The organism is Agrobacterium sp. CCNWLW155 (assembly GCF_036888815.1).
In the GTDB taxonomy this organism is placed as follows: domain Bacteria; phylum Pseudomonadota; class Alphaproteobacteria; order Rhizobiales; family Rhizobiaceae; genus Agrobacterium; species Agrobacterium radiobacter.
In genome coordinates this window covers 971,609-990,694 of record NZ_JBAKFW010000001.1, presented here as the reverse complement: position 1 = coordinate 990,694, position 19,086 = coordinate 971,609, and the positions used below count along the sequence as shown (strand labels likewise).

At 57.5% G+C, this 19,086-nt stretch carries 32 protein-coding genes; 28 read left to right on the top strand and 4 right to left on the bottom strand.

Features of this window, described 5'->3' with window-relative positions:
• Positions 1-135 precede the first annotated feature (135 nt).
• The 27 genes from rpsJ to rplQ all read left to right on the top strand — a co-directional run bounded on the left by rpsJ (position 136) and on the right by rplQ (position 15,206).
• Positions 136-444, top strand: a complete 309-nt coding sequence (gene rpsJ / locus V6S97_RS05035; RefSeq protein ID WP_003507767.1) for a 30S ribosomal protein S10 — start codon at positions 136-138, stop codon at positions 442-444.
• 204 nt (positions 445-648) lie between these two features.
• Positions 649-1,290 carry a 50S ribosomal protein L3 gene (gene rplC / locus V6S97_RS05030; protein ID WP_003507769.1) on the top strand — a complete coding sequence of 214 codons (642 nt, stop codon included), beginning with the start codon at positions 649-651 and terminating at the stop codon, positions 1,288-1,290.
• A gap of 12 nt (positions 1,291-1,302) precedes the next feature.
• Positions 1,303-1,923: a 50S ribosomal protein L4 gene (gene rplD, locus V6S97_RS05025; protein WP_003495173.1), complete on the top strand. Its 621-nt coding sequence runs from the start codon at positions 1,303-1,305 to the stop codon at positions 1,921-1,923.
• Positions 1,920-2,213: a 50S ribosomal protein L23 gene (locus V6S97_RS05020; RefSeq protein ID WP_003495178.1), complete on the top strand. Its 294-nt coding sequence runs from the start codon at positions 1,920-1,922 to the stop codon at positions 2,211-2,213. Before rplD ends, V6S97_RS05020 begins: the two co-directional genes overlap by 4 nt.
• A gap of 43 nt (positions 2,214-2,256) precedes the next feature.
• Positions 2,257-3,093: a 50S ribosomal protein L2 gene (rplB, locus tag V6S97_RS05015; RefSeq protein ID WP_003507771.1), complete on the top strand. Its 837-nt coding sequence runs from the start codon at positions 2,257-2,259 to the stop codon at positions 3,091-3,093.
• Between the two features lie 15 nt (positions 3,094-3,108).
• Positions 3,109-3,387: a 30S ribosomal protein S19 gene (gene rpsS, locus V6S97_RS05010; protein ID WP_003507772.1), complete on the top strand. Its 279-nt coding sequence runs from the start codon at positions 3,109-3,111 to the stop codon at positions 3,385-3,387.
• 2 nt (positions 3,388-3,389) lie between these two features.
• The gene (gene rplV / locus V6S97_RS05005) at positions 3,390-3,779 is read left to right on the top strand and encodes a 50S ribosomal protein L22 (protein ID WP_003495184.1); all 390 of its coding nucleotides are present in this window, start codon (positions 3,390-3,392) and stop codon (positions 3,777-3,779) included.
• On the top strand, positions 3,779-4,510 hold the full coding sequence (gene rpsC, locus V6S97_RS05000; RefSeq protein ID WP_003507773.1) for a 30S ribosomal protein S3: 732 nt from the start codon (positions 3,779-3,781) through the stop codon (positions 4,508-4,510). Before rplV ends, rpsC begins: the two co-directional genes overlap by 1 nt.
• Before the next feature lie 38 nt (positions 4,511-4,548).
• On the top strand, positions 4,549-4,962 hold the full coding sequence (gene rplP / locus V6S97_RS04995) for a 50S ribosomal protein L16 (RefSeq protein WP_003507774.1): 414 nt from the start codon (positions 4,549-4,551) through the stop codon (positions 4,960-4,962).
• A gap of 12 nt (positions 4,963-4,974) precedes the next feature.
• Positions 4,975-5,175, top strand: coding sequence for a 50S ribosomal protein L29 (gene rpmC, locus V6S97_RS04990; protein WP_003495193.1), 201 nt, complete (start codon positions 4,975-4,977; stop codon positions 5,173-5,175).
• An 11-nt stretch (positions 5,176-5,186) separates the two neighbouring features.
• Entirely contained in the window at positions 5,187-5,423 is a 237-nt protein-coding gene (rpsQ, locus tag V6S97_RS04985; RefSeq protein ID WP_003495195.1) for a 30S ribosomal protein S17, read from the top strand.
• 235 nt (positions 5,424-5,658) lie between these two features.
• Positions 5,659-6,027: a 50S ribosomal protein L14 gene (rplN, locus tag V6S97_RS04980; protein ID WP_003495199.1), complete on the top strand. Its 369-nt coding sequence runs from the start codon at positions 5,659-5,661 to the stop codon at positions 6,025-6,027.
• A 12-nt stretch (positions 6,028-6,039) separates the two neighbouring features.
• Positions 6,040-6,348, top strand: a complete 309-nt coding sequence (gene rplX, locus V6S97_RS04975) for a 50S ribosomal protein L24 (protein WP_003495200.1) — start codon at positions 6,040-6,042, stop codon at positions 6,346-6,348.
• Entirely contained in the window at positions 6,341-6,895 is a 555-nt protein-coding gene (rplE, locus tag V6S97_RS04970) for a 50S ribosomal protein L5 (RefSeq protein ID WP_003507784.1), read from the top strand. The genes rplX and rplE overlap by 8 nt, the downstream gene beginning before the upstream one ends.
• 33 nt (positions 6,896-6,928) lie before the next feature.
• Entirely contained in the window at positions 6,929-7,234 is a 306-nt protein-coding gene (rpsN, locus tag V6S97_RS04965; RefSeq protein ID WP_003507785.1) for a 30S ribosomal protein S14, read from the top strand.
• Positions 7,235-7,246: 12 nt separating this feature from the next.
• Entirely contained in the window at positions 7,247-7,645 is a 399-nt protein-coding gene (rpsH, locus tag V6S97_RS04960; protein ID WP_003507786.1) for a 30S ribosomal protein S8, read from the top strand.
• A gap of 43 nt (positions 7,646-7,688) precedes the next feature.
• On the top strand, positions 7,689-8,222 hold the full coding sequence (gene rplF / locus V6S97_RS04955; RefSeq protein ID WP_003495204.1) for a 50S ribosomal protein L6: 534 nt from the start codon (positions 7,689-7,691) through the stop codon (positions 8,220-8,222).
• 12 nt (positions 8,223-8,234) lie between these two features.
• The gene (gene rplR, locus V6S97_RS04950) at positions 8,235-8,597 is read left to right on the top strand and encodes a 50S ribosomal protein L18 (protein WP_003507787.1); all 363 of its coding nucleotides are present in this window, start codon (positions 8,235-8,237) and stop codon (positions 8,595-8,597) included.
• A 119-nt stretch (positions 8,598-8,716) separates the two neighbouring features.
• Positions 8,717-9,286: a 30S ribosomal protein S5 gene (gene rpsE, locus V6S97_RS04945; RefSeq protein ID WP_003495208.1), complete on the top strand. Its 570-nt coding sequence runs from the start codon at positions 8,717-8,719 to the stop codon at positions 9,284-9,286.
• A gap of 11 nt (positions 9,287-9,297) precedes the next feature.
• A complete protein-coding gene (gene rpmD, locus V6S97_RS04940; RefSeq protein WP_003495212.1) occupies positions 9,298-9,504 on the top strand; it encodes a 50S ribosomal protein L30 in 207 nt (68 codons plus the stop codon).
• Positions 9,505-9,520: 16 nt separating this feature from the next.
• The gene (rplO, locus tag V6S97_RS04935) at positions 9,521-10,000 is read left to right on the top strand and encodes a 50S ribosomal protein L15 (RefSeq protein WP_003507788.1); all 480 of its coding nucleotides are present in this window, start codon (positions 9,521-9,523) and stop codon (positions 9,998-10,000) included.
• A gap of 331 nt (positions 10,001-10,331) precedes the next feature.
• Positions 10,332-11,672 carry a preprotein translocase subunit SecY gene (gene secY, locus V6S97_RS04930; protein ID WP_003507789.1) on the top strand — a complete coding sequence of 447 codons (1,341 nt, stop codon included), beginning with the start codon at positions 10,332-10,334 and terminating at the stop codon, positions 11,670-11,672.
• Positions 11,669-12,259 carry an adenylate kinase gene (locus V6S97_RS04925; RefSeq protein WP_003507790.1) on the top strand — a complete coding sequence of 197 codons (591 nt, stop codon included), beginning with the start codon at positions 11,669-11,671 and terminating at the stop codon, positions 12,257-12,259. The genes secY and V6S97_RS04925 overlap by 4 nt, the downstream gene beginning before the upstream one ends.
• 299 nt (positions 12,260-12,558) lie before the next feature.
• A complete protein-coding gene (gene rpsM, locus V6S97_RS04920; protein WP_003507791.1) occupies positions 12,559-12,927 on the top strand; it encodes a 30S ribosomal protein S13 in 369 nt (122 codons plus the stop codon).
• Positions 12,928-13,065: 138 nt separating this feature from the next.
• A complete protein-coding gene (rpsK, locus tag V6S97_RS04915) occupies positions 13,066-13,455 on the top strand; it encodes a 30S ribosomal protein S11 (protein ID WP_003495225.1) in 390 nt (129 codons plus the stop codon).
• 195 nt (positions 13,456-13,650) lie between these two features.
• Complete coding sequence (locus V6S97_RS04910) at positions 13,651-14,661, top strand: DNA-directed RNA polymerase subunit alpha (RefSeq protein ID WP_003495228.1); 1,011 nt, start codon at positions 13,651-13,653, stop codon at positions 14,659-14,661.
• A 119-nt stretch (positions 14,662-14,780) separates the two neighbouring features.
• Positions 14,781-15,206: a 50S ribosomal protein L17 gene (rplQ, locus tag V6S97_RS04905; protein ID WP_003495230.1), complete on the top strand. Its 426-nt coding sequence runs from the start codon at positions 14,781-14,783 to the stop codon at positions 15,204-15,206.
• Positions 15,207-15,358: 152 nt separating this feature from the next.
• On the opposite strand, the gene V6S97_RS04900 is transcribed toward rplQ, so the two are convergent.
• Positions 15,359-15,877 carry a hypothetical protein gene (locus V6S97_RS04900; protein ID WP_087744484.1) on the bottom strand — a complete coding sequence of 173 codons (519 nt, stop codon included), beginning with the start codon at positions 15,875-15,877 and terminating at the stop codon, positions 15,359-15,361.
• 5 nt (positions 15,878-15,882) lie between these two features.
• The gene (locus V6S97_RS04895; RefSeq protein ID WP_223567985.1) at positions 15,883-16,755 is read right to left on the bottom strand and encodes a DUF817 domain-containing protein; all 873 of its coding nucleotides are present in this window, start codon (positions 16,753-16,755) and stop codon (positions 15,883-15,885) included.
• A 55-nt stretch (positions 16,756-16,810) separates the two neighbouring features.
• On the opposite strand from V6S97_RS04895, the gene V6S97_RS04890 reads away from it, so the two are divergent.
• Positions 16,811-17,239, top strand: a complete 429-nt coding sequence (locus tag V6S97_RS04890) for a ribosomal maturation YjgA family protein (RefSeq protein ID WP_060726358.1) — start codon at positions 16,811-16,813, stop codon at positions 17,237-17,239.
• Here the strand turns inward: V6S97_RS04890 and msrQ are convergent.
• Together msrQ and msrP are read right to left on the bottom strand one after the other, a co-directional pair.
• Positions 17,193-17,840: a protein-methionine-sulfoxide reductase heme-binding subunit MsrQ gene (msrQ, locus tag V6S97_RS04885; RefSeq protein WP_099085236.1), complete on the bottom strand. Its 648-nt coding sequence runs from the start codon at positions 17,838-17,840 to the stop codon at positions 17,193-17,195. The two genes, V6S97_RS04890 and msrQ, sit on opposite strands and share 47 nt — an antisense overlap.
• A gap of 2 nt (positions 17,841-17,842) precedes the next feature.
• Positions 17,843-18,784 (bottom strand): protein-methionine-sulfoxide reductase catalytic subunit MsrP, encoded by a 942-nt coding sequence (gene msrP / locus V6S97_RS04880; protein ID WP_334426177.1) that lies wholly within the window; start codon positions 18,782-18,784, stop codon positions 17,843-17,845.
• Between the last annotated feature and the right edge of the window lie 302 nt (positions 18,785-19,086).

Genomic DNA, 19,086 nt, shown 5'->3' with positions numbered 1-19,086 from the left:
CAATACAGACTACCGAAATGATTGGGGTGTAACGCTCATCCCTCTCGATTTTTGAAAATCTGCGGCGCCACGATCAATAGAAGTTCATGTGTTTCCGCGTGCGGAAACGAATAACAAAGAACAAGGACAAGACGAATGAACGGCCAGAATATCCGTATCCGCCTCAAGGCGTTCGATCACCGGATCCTCGATGCCTCTACCCGTGAAATCGTGTCGACCGCAAAGCGCACCGGCGCCAGCGTTCGCGGCCCGGTTCCGCTCCCCACCCGCATCGAAAAGTTTACCGTCAACCGCTCTCCCCACGTTGATAAGAAGAGCCGTGAACAGTTCGAAATGCGGACGCACAAGCGTCTTCTCGATATCGTTGACCCCACCCCGCAGACTGTCGATGCTTTGATGAAGCTCGACCTCGCTGCTGGCGTTGACGTGGAAATCAAGCTCTAAGACCCGGCCCGATCCATCCAAGGTGAGGGCTGAAGTAACAAGGCCGGGCTTCACCCTCGGGTGAAGGCCAATAACAAGGAAGGTACGTGGAGAAATCCAACGACTTCCAAACCGGAGACCGGAAACATCGTGAGATGTCGAAGGGCACTCCTTAACAAAGGCCAGAGAGGGTTTTCCCTTCAAGGCTCGCAAGAGGATGAACCAATGCGTTCAGGTGTGATTGCACAGAAAGTGGGTATGACACGCGTCTATAACGACGCAGGTGAACATATCCCTGTAACAGTATTGCGACTGGATAACGTACAAGTCGTTGCCCAGCGCACGGAAGACAAGAATGGCTACACCGCAGTTCAGCTCGGTGCCGGCCAGTCCAAGGTCAAGAACACGACGAAGGCGCTTCGCGGTCATTTTGCCGCTGCCAACGTCGAGCCGAAAGCCAAGCTCGTCGAGTTCCGGGTTTCCCCCGAGAACCTGATCGACATCGGTGCAACACTGACCGCAAATCATTTTCAGTCCGGCCAGCTGGTCGACGTCACTGGAACCACGATCGGTAAAGGTTTTGCCGGTGCTATGAAGCGTCACAACTTCGGTGGTGGCCGCGCTTCGCACGGTAACTCCGTATCGCACCGTGCACACGGTTCGACCGGTAACAACCAGGATCCGGGCCGCGTCTGGAAGGGCAAGCGCATGGCTGGTCATATGGGCCAGACGCGCGTTACGACCCAGAACCTCGAAGTCGTTTCGACCGATGAAGACCGTGGCCTCATCCTCGTGAAGGGTGCAGTTCCCGGCTCGAAGGGTTCCTGGATCATCGTCCGCGACGCCGTCAAGTCGGCTGCGAAGTAAGGGAGCCTTATCATGGAATTGAACGTCAAAACCCTCGAGGGAAAAGACGCCGGCAAGGTTTCTCTGTCGGATGAGATCTTCGGCCTCGACCCCCGCCAGGACATCCTGGCCCGTATGGTTCGCTGGCAGCTTGCAAAGAAGCAGCAGGGAACCCACAAGTCCAAGAACCGGTCGGAAGTTTCCCGCACCGGCGCGAAGATGTACAAGCAGAAGGGTACGGGCCGCGCTCGTCACCATTCGGCTCGCGCACCGCAGTTCCGCGGCGGCGGCAAGGCCCACGGCCCGGTCGTTCGCAGCCACGCACATGACCTTCCCAAGAAGGTTCGTGCGCTTGCTCTGCGTCACGCCCTGTCTGCAAAGCTGAAGGCTGAAGAACTGATCATCGTCGATCAGCTGGTCGCGTCCGAAGCAAAGACCAAGGCTCTGCTGGGCAGCTTCGCTTCGCTTGGCCTGACCAACGCTCTCGTCATCGGCGGCGCCGAACTTGATGGCAACTTCAAGCTCGCTGCTCAGAACATCCCGAATGTGGACGTTCTGCCGGTACAGGGCATCAATGTTTACGACATCCTGCGCCGTGGCAAGCTGGTGCTTTCCAAGGCTGCTGTAGAGGCTCTGGAGGAGCGGTTCAAATGACGGATCTTCGCCACTACGATGTGATCGTATCTCCTTCGATCACGGAAAAGTCGACGCTGGTATCCGAACAGAACCAGGTCGTATTCAACGTCGCCAAAAGCGCTTCCAAGCCTGAAATCAAGGCTGCCGTGGAAGCTCTCTTCGGCGTCAAAGTCACGGCTGTGAACACGCTTATCCGCAAGGGTAAGACCCGTCGTTTCCGTGGGTTCGCCGGTAAGCTGAAGGACGTCAAGAAAGCCGTCGTTACGCTCGCCGAAGGTCAATCCATCGACGTGTCCACCGGACTCTAAAGGTTAGGCCCAAGCGGGCAAAGACCCAAAAGGGAACAAGAATATGGCATTGAAAAGTTTCAATCCGACCACGCCGAGCCAGCGTCAGCTGGTTATCGTGGACCGCGCTTCGCTCTACAAGGGCAAGCCGGTAAAGGCTCTCACCCAGGGCCTCAGCTCCAAGGGTGGCCGTAACAACCAGGGCCGGATCACCGTCCGTTTCCAGGGTGGCGGTCACAAGCGGACCTACCGTCTGGTTGACTTCAAGCGTCGCAAGTTCGACGTTGAAGGCACCGTTGAACGTTTGGAATACGACCCCAACCGCACCGCGTTCATCGCGCTGGTTACGTATACCGACGGCGAACAGGCTTACATTCTCGCGCCACAGCGTCTCGCTGCCGGTGACAAGGTGATCGCCTCCGACAAGGCAGTGGACGTGAAGCCCGGCAACACCATGCCGCTTCAGTACATTCCTGTTGGTTCGATCATCCACAACGTCGAGATGAAGCCGGGCAAGGGCGGTCAGATCGCTCGCTCCGCCGGTACGTATGTCCAGCTCGTCGGCCGCGATGCCGGTATGGCCATCCTGCGTCTCAACTCGGGCGAACAGCGTCTGGTGCACGGCTCCTGCCTCGCATCGATCGGCGCTGTTTCGAACTCGGATCACGGCAACATCAACGACGGTAAAGCCGGTCGTTCGCGTTGGCGTGGCAAGCGTCCGCACGTTCGCGGCGTCGTCATGAACCCGGTCGACCACCCGCACGGTGGTGGTGAAGGTCGCACGTCGGGTGGTCGCCACCCGGTTACTCCGTGGGGTAAACCCACGAAGGGCAAGCGCACCCGTTCGAACAAGTCGACCGACAAGTTCATCATGCGCTCGCGCCATCAGCGTAAGAAGTAAGAGAGGTAGTCACTAATGGCTCGTTCAGTATGGAAAGGTCCGTTTGTTGACGGCTATCTTCTCACCAAGGCTGAGAAGGTGCGCGAGAGCGGACGTAACGAAGTAATCAAGATCTGGAGCCGTCGCTCCACGATCCTGCCGCAGTTCGTTGGTCTGACGTTCGGCGTCTACAACGGCAGCAAGCATGTGCCCGTCTCCGTCAACGAAGACATGGTCGGACACAAGTTCGGTGAATTCTCTCCGACCCGTACCTATTACGGTCACGGCGCGGACAAGAAGGCAAAGAGGAAGTAATCATGGCGAAGGCTAAGACCGAACGCCGGCTGAAGGACAATGAGGCTCAGGCCATTGCCCGTACGCTCCGCGTCAGCCCCCAGAAACTGAACCTGGTTGCCGCTCTTATCCGTGGCAAGAAGGTTGATCGCGCTCTCGCCGAGCTCGAATTCTCCCGCAAGCGCATTGCAGGCACCGTCAAGAAGACGCTCGAATCTGCAATTGCCAATGCGGAAAACAACCATGACCTCGACGTCGACGCTCTCGTCGTCGCCGAGGCCTATGTTGGCAAGTCCATCACCATGAAGCGTTTCCACGCCCGTGGCCGTGGTCGTGCTTCCCGCATTGAAAAGCCGTTCTCTCACCTCACGATCGTTGTTCGTGAAGTTGAGGAAAAAGGGGAGGCCGCATAATGGGTCAGAAAATCAATCCGATCGGCTTCCGCCTCGGCATCAACCGTACCTGGGACAGCCGCTGGTACGCTGACACCGCAGAATACGGCAAGCTTCTGCATGAAGACCTGAAGATCCGGGCTTACCTGATCAAGGAACTCAAGCAGGCCGGTATCGCCAAGGTCGTCATTGAGCGTCCGCACAAGAAGTGCCGCGTCACGATCCACTCGGCTCGTCCGGGTCTGATCATCGGCAAGAAGGGTGCAGACATCGAGAAGCTTCGCAAGAAGCTTTCCGAAATGACCAACTCCGAAACGCACCTCAACATCGTTGAAGTGCGCAAGCCGGAAATCGACGCGACGCTGGTTGCCCAGTCGATCGCTCAGCAGCTCGAGCGCCGCGTGGCTTTCCGCCGTGCGATGAAGCGTGCTGTTCAGTCCGCAATGCGTCTTGGCGCCGAAGGCATCAAGATCACCTGCGGCGGCCGTCTCGGTGGTGCAGAAATCGCTCGTACCGAATGGTACCGCGAAGGTCGCGTTCCGTTGCACACGCTGCGTGCGGACATTGACTACGGCACAGCCGAAGCTGAAACCGCATTCGGCATCTGCGGCATCAAGGTCTGGATCTTCAAGGGCGAAATCCTTGAGCACGATCCGATGGCTTCTGAGCGTCGCGGTCTCGAAGGCGACGCACAGGGCCCTGCAAGCCGTGAGCGTGGCGATCGTTCCGATCGTCGTCGCGAAAACGCTTGATTGACGCTGGCGAAAGATAAGCTCGGAGAAGTAAGAAAATGTTGCAGCCAAAGCGTACTAAGTACCGTAAGCAGTTCAAGGGACGCATCAAAGGCGTCGCCAAGGGCGGCTTTGACCTGGCATTCGGTGAATTCGGCTTGAAGTCGCAGGAACCGAACCGCGTGAATGCACGCGAGATCGAAGCGGCCCGCCGCGCGATCACGCGTTACATGAAGCGCGCAGGTCGTGTGTGGATCCGCGTATTCCCCGACGTTCCGGTTACGGCCAAGCCGACCGAAGTTCGTATGGGTAAGGGCAAGGGTTCGGTCGATTACTGGGCATGCAAGGTCAAGCCCGGTCGTATGATGTTCGAGATCGACGGTGTTACCGAGGAGATCGCCCGTGAGGCGCTTCGTCTCGGCGCTGCCAAGCTCTCGGTCAAGACGCGCTTCGTACAGCGCATCGCAGAGTAAGGAGCAAGGCACATGAAAGCCGATGAAGTTCGCGGCCTCAGCGCCGACCAGCTCAAGGACAAGCTCGCCGATCTGAAGAAGGAGCAGTTCAACCTGCGCTTCCAGAAGGCGACTGGTCAGCTGGAGAAGTCCTCGCGCATCAACGAAGTCCGCAAGGATATCGCCCGCGTTAAAACCATTGCCCGCCAGAAGGCGGCAGAAGCCAAGGCCTAAGGAAAAATAATATGCCGAAACGCATTCTGCAGGGCGTCGTTGTGTCCGACAAGAACGAGAAGACTGTCGTAGTTCGTGTTGAGCGTCGATTCGCTCACCCGCTGCTTCAGAAGACCGTTCGTCGTTCGAAGAAGTACAAGGCACACGACGAGAACAATCAGTATAAGGTCGGCGATGTCGTTTCCATCGAGGAATGCGCACCGATCTCCAAGGACAAGCGCTGGACGGTCGTATCCGCCCAGGCTTAATTTCATCAGAATCGCGCCAGGTCTCTTGAACTTGGCGCGAATTCCTGTATGAAGCACCGCAAGGACGCTCGTGAATCGAGCGTCTTTTGCTTTGATGCGCACGGAAGGTCCTTCGGGAAACCACCCTGTCACGACATTTCCGCGCAAGACGAAGATATATTCATAAGCTGGGGCAGGGGGCTCGCTCGGGAGAGTTTGCCCAACCGTTCCGGTAACAACAAGAAGGCGACCTGACATGATTCAGATGCAAACAAACCTCGACGTGGCGGATAATTCCGGCGCACGTCGTGTCATGTGCATCAAGGTGCTGGGCGGCTCGAAGCGCAAATATGCTTCTGTTGGCGACATTATTGTCGTTTCCATCAAGGAAGCTATTCCGCGCGGCCGCGTCAAGAAGGGCGACGTGATGAAGGCGGTTGTCGTTCGCACCGCCAAGGACATCCGCCGCGCTGACGGCAGCGTCATCCGTTTCGATAACAACGCAGCCGTTCTTATCGACAACAAGAAAGAGCCGATCGGCACCCGTATCTTCGGACCGGTTCCGCGTGAACTTCGCGCCAAGAACCACATGAAGATCATCTCGCTGGCTCCAGAAGTGCTGTAAGGAGCTATAGCGATGCAGAAAATTCGTAAAGGCGACAAGGTTGTCGTATTGACCGGTAAGGACAAGGGCCGTACCGGCGAAGTAATCCAGGTGATGCCGAAAGAAGACCGTGCCGTTGTGCGTGGCGTAAACATGGTGAAGCGTCACCAGCGCCAGACCCAGGCACAGGAAGCCGGCATCATCAACAAGGAAGCATCCTTGCACATCTCCAACATCGCCATCGTCGACAAGGATGGCAAGCCGACCCGCGTTGGCTTCTCTGTTGTGGATGGCAAGAAGGTCCGCGTGGCCAAGCGTTCGGGAGAAGTGATCGATGGCTGATAAGTACGAGCCGCGTCTCAAGACGGAATACGTTTCCCGTATCCGTGGCGCCATGCAGGAGAAGTTCTCCTACGCCAACGTGATGATGATCCCGAAGCTTGAAAAGATCGTGATCAACATGGGTGTTGGCGAGGCAACTGCCGACTCCAAGAAGCCCACGATTGCTGCCGCCGATCTGGCTGCAATTGCCGGCCAGAAGCCGGTCGTTACCCGCGCTCGCAACTCGATCGCTGGTTTCAAGGTTCGCGAAGGCATGCCGATCGGTGCGAAGGTTACCCTTCGTGGCGCACGCATGTACGAATTCCTTGATCGTCTGGTCAACATCGCGCTGCCGCGCGTTCGCGACTTCCGGGGCCTGAACCCGAAGAGCTTTGACGGCCGTGGCAACTTCGCCATGGGCATCAAGGAACACATTGTGTTCCCTGAGATCAACTACGATAAGGTTGATCAGATGTGGGGCATGGACATCATCGTTTGCACGACGGCGACGTCGGACGACGAAGCTCGGGCTCTGCTGACAGAGTTCAACTTCCCGTTCCGTCACTAACCGTAACGACGAGCGTAGAAAAGGAACTCCGATATGGCGAAAACAAGCGCAGTTGAAAAGAACAAGCGCCGCCGCAAGTCGGTCGCCCAGCAGGCCGCCAAGCGCGCTGCACTGAAGGCGATCGTGATGAACCAGTCCCTTCCGATCGAAGACCGGTTCAAGGCCACTCTGAAGCTCGCTTCGCTGCCGCGTGACGGCTCGAAGACGCGTATCCGCAACCGCTGCGAAGTAACGGGCCGTCCGCGCGCGTTCTATCGCAAGCTCAAGATGTCGCGTATCGCGCTTCGTGAGCTGGGCAATTCCGGCAAGGTGCCGGGCATTGTCAAGTCGAGCTGGTAAGGAGACGGGCACATGACCATGACTGATCCTTTGGGTGATATGCTCACCCGCATCCGCAATGGTGCCGCTCGCCGCAAGTCTGCGGTAAGCACGCCTGCTTCCAGCCTCCGCGCACGCGTTCTCGACGTGCTGCAGGCTGAAGGCTACATTCGCGGTTATTCCAAGGTCGATTTCGAAAACGGCAAGTCCGAATTCACGATCGAGCTGAAGTACTACGAAGGCGCGTCCGTGATCCGTGAGATCGGCCGCGTTTCCAAGCCGGGCCGCCGGGTTTATGTCTCGGTAAAGTCCATTCCGCAGGTCGCGAACGGCCTCGGCATCACCATCCTTTCGACCCCGAAGGGCGTGATGGCCGATCACCAGGCTCGCGAACAGAACGTTGGTGGCGAGGTTCTTTGCTCGGTCTTCTAAGACCCGAGCAAGGATCTCCATAACGAACAGACAGGATTGAATAATGTCTCGTATCGGTAAAAAGCCCGTTCCGGTTCCCGCAGGTGTGACGGCCAATGTCGACGGCCAGAAGGTCACTGCGAAGGGCCCGAAGGGTGAACTGTTTTTCGTCGCTAACGACGACATTCAGCTGAAGCTCGAAGATAACGGCGTTTCCGTAACGCCGGCTAACGGCACCAAGGAAGCTCGTTCGAAGTGGGGCATGTCCCGCACGATGATCGAGAACATCTTCAAGGGTGTTAAGGACGGTTACGAGCGCAAGCTCGAAATCAACGGCGTCGGTTACCGTGCCGCCATGCAGGGCAAGAACCTGCAGCTGGCTCTCGGCTTTTCCCACGACGTGGTTTACGAGCCGCCGGTCGGCATCACCATTGCCGTTCCGAAGCCGACGGAAATCATCGTTTCCGGCATCAACAAGCAGCAGGTTGGCCAGGTAGCCGCGGAAATCCGCGAATACCGCGGTCCCGAGCCCTACAAGGGTAAGGGCGTGAAGTACGCTGAAGAGCGTATTGTCCGCAAAGAAGGCAAGAAGAAGTAAGGATCACGCGAAATGGCTAGCAGGAAAGAAGCACTTGCACGTCGCGCGAGCCGTGTGCGCCGCCAGATCAAGGCGGTTGCCAACGGCCGCCCGCGCCTGTCGGTTCATCGCTCGTCGAAGAACATCTACGCCCAGATCATCGATGACGTTGCTGGCAAGACGCTTGCGTCTGCCTCCACGCTCGAAGCAGATCTGCGCGGCTCGCTCAAGACCGGCGCCGACGTTGCAGCAGCAGCTGTCGTAGGCAAGCTGGTTGCCGAGCGTGGCGTCAAGGCTGGCGTCAAGGATGTCGTATTCGATCGTGGCGCGTTCATCTATCACGGCCGCATCAAGGCCCTGGCAGACGCTGCCCGCGAAAGCGGTCTGAACTTCTGATTTTTTTCCGCCCGGACAACGATCCGGGCGGAATTTCACCGGGCCATGCGGGTCTCTTTATCGAGGCCGGTGGTCTTTTCGTTTGCCGTTCCACCCGTAAAAGAAAAAGGACAAGGACAATGGCACAGGAAAAAAGAGGTTCTCGCGACGATCGCCAGAACCGTGAAGAGCGCGATAGCGAATTCGTCGACAAGCTGGTCGCGATCAACCGCGTTGCAAAGGTTGTTAAGGGTGGCCGTCGCTTCGGCTTCGCCGCTCTCGTCGTCGTTGGCGACCAGAAGGGCCGCGTTGGCTTCGGTCACGGCAAGGCTCGCGAAGTTCCGGAAGCCATCCGTAAGGCTACCGAGAGCGCAAAGCGCGATCTGATCTTCGTTCCGCTGCGCGATGGCCGCACTCTGCATCATGACGTCAATGGCCGTCACGGCGCTGGCAAGGTTCTGCTGCGTTCGGCCAAGGCCGGTACCGGTATCATCGCCGGTGGCCCGATGCGCGCTGTTTTTGAAACGCTGGGTGTTCACGACGTTGTTGCCAAGTCGACCGGTTCTTCGAACCCGTACAACATGGTTCGCGCAACGTTCGACGCTCTGAAGCATCAGGTTCATCCGAAGGACATCGCTGCACAGCGCGGTCTCAAGTATGCGACCCTTCAGGCTCGCCGTGCCGCGTCCGGCAACGCTTCTGAAGAATAAGGAGCTGGATCATGGCCAAGAAGACTACTGAAGCCAAGAAGACTGTTACGGTCGAACAGATCGGCAGCCCTATTCGCCGCCCGGCAATCCAGCGTCAGACGCTGGTCGGTCTGGGTCTCAACAAGATGCATCGTCAGCGCACCCTGGAAGATACTCCTGCGGTTCGCGGCATGATCCGTGCGGTCCAGCATCTCGTTCGCGTCGTTGACGAGAAGTGAGACGGAGTAACCTATCATGAAACTCAATGAAATCAGAGACAACGAAGGCTCCTCCAAGGACCGTATCCGCGTAGGTCGCGGTATCGGTTCTGGCAAGGGCAAGACCGGTGGTCGCGGTGTGAAGGGTCAGAAGGCTCGTTCGGGCGTCGCCATCAACGGTTTTGAAGGCGGTCAGATGCCAATCTACCGTCGTCTGCCGAAGCGCGGTTTCAACAACATCTTCGCTTCCGAATATGTTGTCGTATCGCTCGGCCGCATTCAGACCGCCATCGACGCCAAGAAGCTTGACGCTTCCGCAACGATCGATGCTGCAGCTCTCAAGGCTGCCGGCATCATCCGTCGCGCCAAGGACGGCGTTCGCATTCTCGCCGACGGCGAGCTGAAGGCAAAGGTCGCTTTCGAAGTTGCCGGCGCTTCCAAGCCTGCAATCGAAAAGATCGAAAAGGCCGGCGGCTCGATCAAGCTTCTCGCTGTTGCAGTAGAAGCTTCCGAGTAATATATACACTTCAGACGCCCGGGGCGCATAGTCGCTCCGGGCGTTTGCGCTCCCTGGCCTATGGTGCTTTCGATCTAAATCGATTTATAGAGCATCAGGGCAATCTCTTCGCGGTGTGCTTCCTTGGCCCCGCTTGCGGCAGAAAGTGCTGCAGGGAGAGCCTCACAGTTCTTGAACTTCCGTAGGGGAGGGGATAGGACATAAAAAACAGGGTGAGGCATGATGGCGGTCGAGAGCCGCATTTGTCCGAAGCCCGGTTTTGACCAGTATCTTTTAGACCTTTCCGCATCGGCCGGTTGCGCTGGCTGGCAAGGGTCATTCGGAGAAATTTATGGCTTCAGCAGCGGAACAACTGGCTTCGAACCTGAATTTTTCGACCTTCGCTAAGGCGGAGGATCTGAAAAAGCGTCTCTGGTTTACTCTTGCCGCACTTCTCGTCTACCGTCTCGGCACCCATATTCCGCTTCCGGGCCTGAACCCCGAAGCCTATGCGCAGGCCTTCCGTGGCCAGGCCAACGGTATTCTCGGTCTTTTCAACATGTTTGCGGGTGGCGCTGTCGAGCGCATGGCGATCTTCGCCCTCGGCATCATGCCTTACATCTCCGCTTCGATCATCGTGCAGCTCATGACGTCGGTCGTGCCGTCGCTCGAAGCGTTGAAGAAGGAAGGCGAAGCCGGCCGCAAGATCATCAACCAGTACACCCGCTACGGCACGGTGCTGCTCGGCACGCTGCAGGCCTATGGTATTGCGGTCGGCCTTGAAAGCGGCAACGGCCTTGTGGTCGATCCCGGCTGGTTCTTCCGCGTTTCCACCGTCATCACGCTGCTCGGCGGCACGATGTTCCTGATGTGGCTCGGTGAGCAGATCACTTCGCGTGGTATCGGCAACGGTATTTCGCTGATCATCTTCGCGGGTATTGCCGCAGGCCTGCCCAAGGCGCTCGCCGGCACGCTGGAACTCGGCCGCACCGGTGCGCTTTCGACCCCGCTCATCCTGATGGTTGTCGTGGTCGCCATCGGTGTCATCGCTCTTATCGTCTTCGTGGAGCGCGCCCAGCGCCGTCTGCTCATTCAATATCCGAAGCGACAGGTCGGCAACCGGATGTTCCAGGGCGATACTTCGCATCTGCCGCTGAAGCTCAACACGGCCGGCGTCATTCCCGCGATCTTCGCATCTTCGCTGCTGCTTCTGCCGGCAACGGCTGCTGGTTTTGCCGGCAACACCAACCTGCCGGCCTGGGCGACTTCGATCATCGCGTCGCTGCAGCACGGACAGCCGCTGTTCATGGCGCTCTATGGCCTGCTGATCGCGTTCTTCGCGTTTTTCTATACGGCGATAGTCTTCAATCCGAAGGACACCGCAGATAACCTCAAGAAGCATGGCGGCTTCATTCCGGGCATTCGTCCGGGCGAGCGCACCGCGGAGTACATTGATTACGTCCTGACCCGTATCACCGTGGTCGGCGCGATTTATCTGGTCTTCGTGTGTATCCTTCCTGAGACACTTATCGCACGCACGGGCATTCCATTAGCCCTTGGTGGTACTTCGCTTTTGATCGTTGTCAGTGTAACTCTGGATACGGTTGCGCAGATTCAGGGCCACCTGATCGCGCAGCAATATGAAGGGCTGATCAAGAAGTCGAAGTTGCGTGGAGGAAAGAGGGGACGATGAGACTGATATTTTTGGGTCCGCCGGGTGCGGGCAAGGGAACCCAGGCCAAGCGCCTGACTGATAAGTACGGGATCCCGCAGCTTTCCACCGGTGACATGCTTCGCGCTGCGGTCAGCGCGGGCACCGAAATCGGCAAACGCGCCAAGGCCGTCATGGACGCCGGCGGGCTTGTTTCCGACGATATCGTCAATCAGATCGTTTCCGAACGCATCGAAGCACCGGACTGTGCCAAGGGCTTTATTCTGGACGGCTATCCGCGCACCGTTCCGCAGGCCAAGGCGCTTGCAGACAACATGCGCAAGAAGAATCTGGTCCTAGATGCCGTTATCGAACTCAAGGTCGACGAAGAGGCGTTGATTCGCCGAATCGAAAACCGTGTGGCTGAAACCATTGCCGCCGGCGGCACGGTTCGCTCGGATGACAATCCGGAAGCGTTCCGCAAGCGCCTGACGGAATATCGCGAGAAGACCGCGCCGCTGTCTGCCTATTACAGCGAACAGGGCGAACTCGTAACGCTTGACGGTATGGCTGACGTCGATGCTGTCACCGAGGCCATCGAGCGCGTTCTCGAGAAAGCCTCCGCCTGATCATGGAGCGGATGGGCGAGGCTGTTGTGTTCTTGCCCATATCTCGCTTCCGCATGGCGACTGATCCTTTGGATCACAAAAGAATCTTGGCGGAGCCGGTTGCTTTTTTGCGCTGATTCCGTTAAACACCGCGCCAACTCGCGACATCCCAAGCGACTGGCGCGGATTTCCCTAAGGGAAGGGAGATCCGGGTTCGGTCGTTTTGACTTGTCACGGACATCAATTTTGAACTGGCGGTCTCGGCCGCTCGAATGGAATCACCACTTGCCGGATGGCAACTGGAACCAAGGAGAAAAGACGTGGCACGTATCGCTGGCGTCAACATCCCGACTGCAAAGCGCGTTGTTATTGCGCTGACCTACATTCACGGGATTGGTCCGAAATTCGCGCAGGAAATCATGGACAAGGTCGGTCTTCCGGCTGACAAGCGCGTTCATCAGCTGACGGATGCTGAAGTTCTTCAGATCCGCGAAGCCATCGACCGCGACTACCAGGTCGAAGGCGACCTGCGTCGCGACACGTCGATGAACATCAAGCGTTTGATGGACCTCGGTTGCTACCGCGGCCTGCGTCACCGTCGTGGCCTTCCGGTCCGCGGTCAGCGCACGCACACCAACGCCCGCACCCGTAAGGGTCCGGCGAAGGCTATCGCTGGTAAGAAGAAGTAATTTTCCGGTTCTCCGGAAAGGGGAGGCTGGTGCAGTCCGCGCCAGCCTTTCTGAGTTTGGCGTGAAGCTCGGAGACGGGTCGATCGCCGGTGTAGCCGCTGGTGTTACGGCGGTGAAGAGATCAATGAAAGGTATAAAATGGCCAAGGAAGCCGCACGCGTTCGCCGTCGCGAACGTAAAAATATCACGTCGGGCGTCGCGCACGTCAACTCGACCTTCAACAACACGATGATCACCATCACCGACGCACAGGGCAATGCTATTGCCTGGTCGTCTGCTGGTGCCAAGGGCTTCAAGGGTTCGCGTAAGTCGACCCCGTTCGCTGCCCAGATCGCTGCTGAAGATTGCGCGAAGAAGGCTCAGGAACACGGCATGAAGTCGCTTGAAGTTGAAGTTTGCGGTCCGGGTTCCGGTCGTGAATCGGCACTTCGCGCTCTGCAGGCTGCCGGTTTCATGATCACCTCCATTCGCGACGTGACGCCGATCCCGCACAACGGTTGCCGTCCGCGCAAGAAGCGCCGCGTCTGACGCGACCGTGGTTCGGAAATTCCGCCTTTCCCCAGGTCAGGCGGAATTTTCGTGTATCTGGCGTGTGCGCGTCGATTTCGATCGACGGACTTGCGCTCAAGAACCCACCGATGAACCACTGAATTAGGTTCCTCTCGGTGTTTTCATGCTCGGTCCGTCACGATTGGATGGTGGCGGCGAACGGAAGGTTTAAAGATGATTCAGAAGAACTGGCAGGAACTTATCAAGCCGAACAAGGTCGAGTTCACCTCGTCCAGCCGCACCAAGGCAACGCTCGTTGCCGAGCCGCTGGAACGTGGTTTCGGCCTCACCCTCGGCAACGCGCTGCGTCGCGTTCTGTTGTCTTCTCTGCGCGGCGCCGCTGTTACGGCCGTGCAGATCGACGGTGTCCTGCACGAATTCTCCTCCATCCCCGGCGTTCGGGAAGATGTGACGGATATCGTGCTCAACATCAAGGAAATCGCCATCAAGATGGATGGTGACGATTCCAAGCGCATGGTCGTGCGCAAGCAGGGCCCAGGTGCCGTAACCGCTGGTGACATCCAGACGGTTGGCGACATCGAAATCCTGAACCCCGACCACGTGATCTGCACGCTTGATGATGGCGCTGAAATCCGCATGGAATTCACCGTCAACAACGGCAAGGGTTACGTACCGGCTGAGCGCAACCGCGCGGAAGATGCCCCGATTGGCCTCATTCCGGTGGACAGCCTCTATTCTCCGGTCAAGAAAGTGTCCTACAAGGTGGAAAACACCCGTGAAGGCCAGGTTCTCGACTATGACAAGCTGATCATGACGATCGAGACCAACGGTTCGGTTTCCGGCGAAGACGCCGTTGCCTTCGCCGCTCGTATTCTTCAGGACCAGCTCGGCGTCTTCGTCAACTTCGACGAGCCGCAGAAGGAAGCAGAAGAAGAATCGGTTACCGAACTCGCGTTCAACCCGGCGCTTCTCAAGAAGGTCGACGAGCTGGAGCTGTCGGTTCGTTCGGCTAACTGCCTGAAGAACGACAACATCGTCTATATCGGCGACCTGATCCAGAAGACCGAAGCCGAAATGCTTCGCACGCCGAACTTTGGTCGCAAGTCGCTGAACGAAATCAAGGAAGTTCTCGCTTCCATGGGTCTGCACCTCGGTATGGAAGTACCGGCATGGCCGCCTGAGAACATCGAAGATCTCGCCAAGCGTTACGAAGACCAGTACTAACAATCAAAAAGGCAGACCCTTTAAAGACTGCCTTTCCCCGTCAAACAGCAGGTAAGTCACCTGCATGTGCCAGGAAACGGCAGGTCCGGATAGGAAGCCTGCACTAAAGGAGAATAGCAATGCGCCACGGAAATTCAGGCCGCAAGCTCAATAGAACCGCCAGCCACCGCAAGGCAATGTTTGCCAACATGGCTGCTTCGCTCATCACCCATGAGCAGATCGTAACCACCCTTCCGAAGGCGAAAGAAATCCGTCCGATCGTCGAGCGTCTCGTGACCCTCGGCAAGCGCGGCGACCTGCACGCTCGTCGTCAGGCGATCTCGCAGATCAAGGATCAGGACGCCGTTCGCAAGCTGTTCGACGCGATCGCTTCGCGTTACGCAACCCGCAACGGCGGCTACCTGCGTATCATGAAGGCCGGCTTCCGCCAGGGCGACAACGCGGCTCTCGCCGTCGTTGAATTCGTCGAGCGCGACGTTGATGCCAAGGGCGCAGCCGACAAGGCTCGCGTTGCTGCGGAAGCTGCTGCTGCCGAAGCCGCATAAGTTCTGACGCCTTCAGGGCGTCGTGAGTTAAAAAGCCGGGTGAGAGATCACCCGGCTTTTTTGCGTTCAGATATCAACCGACAGAATGATTAAGGTTTGCGTCGCGGCGAAATGTTGGAGTGGGATAGTTAAATCCATACTTAGCGATGCAGCTACTCGTATCCGCCAACCATCATTAAACCCTCATCAGGCGCGATTAGGGTTGTCGAGTTTGTAAGCTGAACTTGAAAATAGCCGCCGTTGGCTGATGCTCGCTCAAAGAGCGTTTGCAGCTTCTTGTCTTCGATACAGTCCAAACTACTTACAAAATCAGCGACCCAGCGATCCATGGCGTAGTTCGCCCCCAGTACCGGCGCCTCAGCCCAAGGCGCGGATGTTGCTTTGTTTAGAGAAAGCAATCCGTTCCGACGGACCTCATCCATGAAAACGGAGTCGAGCTTGTAAATGGCGACAGCGCATTCAAACCATCTGGTATTGTAGTAGACCGTCTCACCAGCGGGGATGCCGTCCGGGATATCGCTGCGCAAACGATCAGGTGAATCTACACCACAACCGGCCAAAGCGATTATTAGGAATGCGAATATAGGGCCGCCAGTTCTATTGTTGGATTTCAGGCCCACGCGCTTAGTTGTAAAACTTGCGGGACTTGAAAATGCCTTGGAGTAATTCATCTTTCTCACTCCGGAATATGAATACGGGCCTTGATGTGTTTGAGGTGGGCGACGATGGTGAAGGTCATGATGACCAGCAGTGACCATGAACTCCATTTGCCGATATGCACGACGGACCAGGCACCGATCTGATCGGGATATTTCCAGATACCGAAGAAGGTGGAGATGTTTTCCGCCAGCCAGACAAAAAAGCCGATCAGGACGAAGGAGAGAAGCAGAGGCATCTTGCGGTCGCGATCATAGGGGCGGTAAACGACTGTTGCGCGGGAATAGAGGCCGATGGCGCAGGCGGCGATGTACCAGCGGTAATCGCCGATGAAGTGATGGGTGAAGAAGTTGGCGTAGATGGCGATACCGATCAGGGTCGCCATCCAGTAGGCGGGATAGTGGCGAATGCGCACATCCAGCAACCGCCATGCCTGAATGATGTAGCTGCCGACGGCGGCATACATGAAACCGGAAAAGAGCGGTACGCCTAGCACTTTGGTGTAGGCGAAATCCGGATAAGCCCATGACTGGATGGCGCTCGACGTCTTGAACACTTCCAGTGCGAAGCCGACGATATGGAACAGCAGGATGGCCTTGGCCTCGTCAAGCGTTTCGAGCCTGCTCCAGATCATGAAGAACTGGATGCCGAGCGCAATGATCAGCAGCACGTCATATCGGGGAATGCCGAGCACGCCGCCATGCGGCACCACGAAGATGGAGACGAAGAACAAGCCCGCGAACATGCAGGCCCGTGCCTCCTTGATGCCGAAATACAGAAACTCGACGATAAAACGCCTGATGCCCTTGAGTTCGCCCCAGGGATAGGTATCGCAGAGCAGATTGTCCAAGACGGAGAGGCGGCTTGCGGCCGGGCTTGTTGCTGTGCTCATTTCCGTCCCCGATCTCAGTTCGTTACCTTTCATACGAAAACCCGAAGGAAGCCGTATGGGCCTGCCGCGCGTATCCCCATCTTATTTAGCCCGCATCCGGTTTCTGGCGGCGGCGATGGCGGTGATCGTCTGCGGCCTTTGCCTGCGCACCTTCGGTTACGATGTGGGACTGCCGTTCGTGGCGGTAAAATATGGCGGATCAGTGCTCTGGGGTGCGATGGTTTATCTGTTGCTGGCGACCGTCTTTCCCTACCGTTGGCGTGGCTATGAGGTCCATGCCGCCATTATTGCGGCTATCCTCGTGGAACTCGTCCGGCTTGTTCATTTCCCGGCGCTGGATGGGTTTCGCGCAACGACCTCCGGCGCTTTGCTGCTCGGCCGTGTTTTTTCGCTTTGGAATATAGTCTGTTATATCGCGGGAATTGGGGCCGCCGCCATTATGGCCGGACGGGTCTGGCGCGTTTCGCCCTCTTCATCGACATGATCGAGGGCCGTACCAGCCGATAGCCGAGCAGGATCACCATCGTGCTGATATAAAACACAGGCTCCAGCGTGATCGATTTTCGCGCCAGCACGAAATGCAGCACGCCGACGATGAGCACGAGATAGACGAGTTTGTGCAGCGTGTTCCAGCGGTTGCCGAGCTTGCGGATGGACCAGCGGTTGGAGGTGAGCGCGAGGGGCAGGAGCATGGTAAGCCCCGCCATGCCGAGCATGATATAGGGCCGCTTCAGAATATCGCCGGCGATGGAGCTGATGATCAGGCCGCGGTCCAGCACCAGATAGACCGTGAAATGCGCCAGCACGTAATAAAAGGCGATCAGCCCCACCGCCCGGCGATAGGCGATGAGGTTGATGTTGAACAGGTCTCGCAGCGGCGTCACCAGAAGCCCAACGCAGAGGAAGCGTAACGCCCAGATGCCGAGCAGGTGCTCGAAATCCTTGACCGGATTGAAGCCGAGGCCACCGGTAGCGGCGAGGTAAAAATACCAGACGCCCGGACAGAGGCCGATCGCATAAAGCGACCAGATAGCCGCTGGCTGGTAACGCTTCGGCAGCGACGGAAGCGAAAAGGCGAGGGCCATGGTCAGTAATTCGCTTTCAGGTCCATGCCGGTATAGAGGCCTGCTATCTCGTCATAACCGTTGAACATCAGGGTAGGGCGGTTCTGGGTGCCGAAAAAGCCGCCTTCGCCGATGCGCTGCTCAGTCGCCTGGCTCCAGCGCGGATGGTCCACATGCGGATTGACGTTGGAGTAGAAGCCATATTCGCGGGCGTTGGAGTTTTTCCACGTCGTTTCCGGCTGTTTCTCGGTCAGCGAAATCCGGACGATGGATTTGATGCCCTTGAAACCGTATTTCCAGGGAACGACGAGCCGGATGGGCGCACCGTTCTGGTTCGGCAGCGTTTCTCCGTATAGGCCGACGGCCAGAATGGTCAGCGGGTGGCGTGCCTCATCGAGGCGCAAACCCTCGACATAGGGCCAGGACAAAGGCTGGAACAGGCCGCTCTGGCCGGGCATTTCATCCGGCCGCACCACGGTTTCGAAGGAGACGTATTTGGCGCTGCCAAGCGGCTCCACCTTGTCGAGAAGGGCAGCCAAGGGGAAACCGATCCATGGAATGACCATCGACCAGCCCTCGACACAACGCATGCGATAGGTACGCTCTTCGAGCTGATATTTCATCAGCTCTTCGATGCCGAATTCTTGCGGTTTGGAGACAAGGCCATCCACCTTCACGGTCCATGGGGTGGGCTTGAACTTGCCGGAATTTTCCTTAGGGTCGGATTTTCCGACGCCGAATTCGTAAAAATTATTGTAGCTGGTGACGGCGTCGAGCGGGGTGAGCTTTTCATCCAGCTTGTAGGCGCCTGGTTTCGCCGTAAGCGGAGCGGCAATTGCCTCGCGGCCGCCAAGCCCGATTGCCGCAAATCCTGCCGCCGTACCGAGGAAGCCGCGTCGGGACAGGTAGATATTCTTCGGCGTGATTTCTGTAGCCGCGATCAGGGGCGGACGATAGGCGGGCATTTCAACCTCCACAAAAGCCGGGTGCATCGGCGATAAATCGATTATGATAGGCTATACGGCTGCTGCACAGATATGTTTCAGCGCGTCGTGCAAAAACAACGGCCGGGCGGCGGAAATCGCGCATTTGTGATAAGTGGTCGCGTGAATTGCTGCATCGGGAAGCGGCGTACCGTACCGAACCGTACTGTTTTGCCTGAAGGTGACAGTGACAGGGCTTGCGGTTTGCGCTAGAAAAACCGCAAAATTGGGCAGGAGCTATTTTTACCGCCTTTGCGGCAATGCGCTCTTCGCCATGAGATCGA